We start from the raw sequence: 3,235 nt of genomic DNA on the forward strand, positions 1-3,235 counted from the left end.
CACAATCAAATCTCAGAAGAAGAATTTGTAAAGAGAAAGAACATGTTAAAATAGAAGTTGTCGCTCTATCGTAGAAGGTTTTAACGATATATTGAGCAAATTTCCAACAAAAAGAAAACACATTTAAAGGGGATTATTTCAATGAAAAAAGGATTAATGGCTAGTATGATTACTCTATCTCTATTTGTTATATCAGCATGCTCAAATGACACAAATCAGATCGACTCGTTTATGCATATTCATGGATTAGAATACTCACAACATGACGAGAGTATTTTTCTAGCTACACATATGGGCTTAATTAATTTAAATGAAGACAGTTGGGAATTAGTTGGTGAGCCAGAACATCAGCATGATTTCATGGGTTATACAATTATAGATGAGGACTTGATGATCTCAAGTGGACATCCTGGTGCTCGATCTGACTATGTTGATCCATTAGGGGTCATTATTAGTCATGATTCTGGGGAAACATGGGAACCAATTGCACTTTATGAGGAAGTCGATTTTCATCTTTTACATGTAAATGAAGGAAACCAAGAATTCATGTATGGAATTGATGTATATAACTCAAACCTATATCGGTCAAACAATGGAGGTTATGATTGGGAGATGGTTGATACTATAGGATTACCAGGACCTGTAGCTTCGGTTCTTTCATTAACGTCTCATCCGCAATCTCCTGATTACTTACTAGCTGGAACTGAGACAGGACTATATGAATCATCTGACGGTGGTCAAACGTGGGCTTTAAAAGAAAATAATCTTAGCGCAAGTTCTTTCCAAACTCTTGATTCTGATTCAGAAGATTTAGTAGCCTATCTCTTTGGGGAAAAGGAAGGCTTGTATTTGAGTGAAGACTTTGGAGAAACATGGGCATCTCTGAATTTTAAGGTAGACGATGATTACATTATGTATATTAGTAACCATCCAACAGATGATCAAATGTTAGTACTCGGATCAATGAAACAAAGTATTTATGAGACAAAGGACTTTGGGAAAACGTGGGAAGTATTGGCAGAGGAAGGAAGTAGAAAGAATTAAAAAGGTTAATCAATGAAACAGTAAGGGGTAAATGAGGCAAATAGTCATTTATCCCTTTTTCGCTTTTTATTACAGGTTTGATCAACTATTATAGTAACAGTCTTATTGATTAAGAAAGACAAATGTAATTTTATGTTAAAATAGATGGAGATTTTGCAAGGTTGTTGAACTGGGAAACGTGAGGGAGGAGGGTTGTAATTGAGGAAGTGTTTTTTATTATATGTTGTAATTATTTTAACTTTTGTTGTGGGTTGCAGTGAGAAAACACAAATGGGCATCCCTTTTTACGATAAAGATGTTATAAGTATTTCCCTTAATTCACATCCGGAGTGGGACTCTAAAGACATTTCATTAAAATCGAAACAGTTCACAGATGCAAGCAGGATGAAAACTTTTATAGAAGCAATTGAAAATGCTCAGAAAATGGAAGGTATGTTAAATTACATAGCGGAGTTTGATTTGACAGTATACTTTAAAGATAAATCCTCCGCACACTATCATTTAAGTTTAGGTGGGGAGACAGAAGGCGAAGGTTTGCTTGTTAATTTATCAAACACTTTACAGGGATTTAGAATTCAAAAGGAAGATACAAAATTATTAAGAGAAATGATCAATAATTAAGTGAATGATTATTTAAAACATAGTTTTTAGCGGTTGGTCATTTGTTTTTATTGAAGCAGGGAGTAAATTTAGCTATTAATAAAATGATAGATAAAAGCAAAGGAGGAGACTCACATGGTTATTCAATCAAATATGTCACCTGAAGCAATTGTTGATGTTTGGGGAGAGAACAAAAGAAGTTTTTAAAAAATATAATGTTCCACTAACGAAACAAACATTGAAGACATTAGTTGGAAGTGAACGTCTATACTCACTACTTCAAGAATTAAATTCTGTTATAGGAAGTTCTACTGCAACTTGTATAGAAGGAGGCTGACAAATGCCTAAGAAAAAGGAGTAGGTTATTCCTTAATCATTTTTATTAATCTTGAATTTATTACTTTCTCCAACTAACGTGTAGCATGTACGATAGAACTTGCCGATAAAACCTAATTCTATTGGATCCCATTGTAAAATGAAAAGGGTGGGCGAGATAAGATTTTTTGAGATAGGAACTTCATTAATGATAGGAAGTTTTATAATGTATGGAGGTTTTTTATTAAATAAATTTTTCGCAATAATAGTTGCTAATAAAATTGGGAAAGGCCTATGGATTGGGGCTTGCTACAGTCATAACATTCTTCATCGTCTCTTTCTATATCACAAAATTCATTGGGGAACCTGAAGAGTTTGGAATAATGACTGACCTATTAATATATCAAGCAATAGTAGCCATTTTAACAACTGTCATACTTGAACAACATTTAAAGAACAAAGAAAAAGTCAAAGATATGAATTAATTTCTTATTCAAATACCTTGAGATAGCAATAAATCTCTTATTTTCTGTGGTGAAGCAGGTTAGCTTTACAACAAGGGCGTTGATTTGCTAAGTCCATGGTTTAAGTAATCTTTTATTTTTATCAAAGTACTGGAAATTCTAAGATTGAGCGTCAGGAGATGCTGTGTCCTGACGCTCCTTCTCTAATGTCATAATTTATTTAGCAAAAACATGATTTCCAATCCGAACAGTTTCGGTACGAGTAGCAATCCATTGGTTAGTAGCAATTTTTGGATTATAGAAAAAGAGTGACCCAGATCCTTGCCCTCTAAATGCTAGAGCCTCATCAACAGCTCGAATCGATTCATTATCAGCCGGACGGTTAATACGTCCATTTTGAACAGGTGTAAACGCGTAGTATCCGTTTGAAACTTCATTAATAACTCCTCGAACCGTATTCGGAAAATCCTTATGGTCAACTCGATTTAATACGACGGTTGCAACAGCGACTTTACCAGCATAAGGTTCTCCTTCTGATTCAGCCATCACTAAACGTGCCAGTAAATCCCTCTCTGAAGCAGAGATAGATTCTGGAATTGTTAACCTTTCTCCTACCATAATCATTGATGACGATTTATTATTTGCATTTTTAATAGCGGATACAGAAACTCCATATTTTTGACCAATTTTATACAAAAATTCTCCAGACGCTACGGTGTGTGTCGTTATTTGTGCGTTTGTATCATTTCCTCCAATAAAAACAAGTGATGCTGCAACGCTAATAGTGATTATTAATTTTTTCATTGTATAAA

Annotated in this window: 3 protein-coding genes; 2 read left to right on the top strand and 1 reads right to left on the bottom strand. The window is 34.3% G+C overall.

Going from position 1 to position 3,235, the window contains the following annotated elements; genetic code table 11:
* Positions 1-141 precede the first annotated feature (141 nt).
* On the top strand, positions 142-1,044 hold the full coding sequence (locus JCM9140_RS21700) for a F510_1955 family glycosylhydrolase (RefSeq protein WP_034633119.1): 903 nt from the start codon (positions 142-144) through the stop codon (positions 1,042-1,044).
* 198 nt (positions 1,045-1,242) lie between these two features.
* The gene (locus JCM9140_RS21705; RefSeq protein ID WP_034751700.1) at positions 1,243-1,665 is read left to right on the top strand and encodes a YhfM domain-containing protein; all 423 of its coding nucleotides are present in this window, start codon (positions 1,243-1,245) and stop codon (positions 1,663-1,665) included.
* A gap of 974 nt (positions 1,666-2,639) precedes the next feature.
* Here JCM9140_RS21705 and JCM9140_RS21720 read toward each other — a convergent pair.
* Positions 2,640-3,227: a cell wall hydrolase gene (locus JCM9140_RS21720; protein WP_034633106.1), complete on the bottom strand. Its 588-nt coding sequence runs from the start codon at positions 3,225-3,227 to the stop codon at positions 2,640-2,642.
* Between the last annotated feature and the right edge of the window lie 8 nt (positions 3,228-3,235).

This window comes from Halalkalibacter wakoensis JCM 9140 (genome assembly GCF_000513095.1).
GTDB classification, from domain to species: Bacteria; Bacillota; Bacilli; order Bacillales; family Bacillaceae_D; genus Halalkalibacter; species Halalkalibacter wakoensis.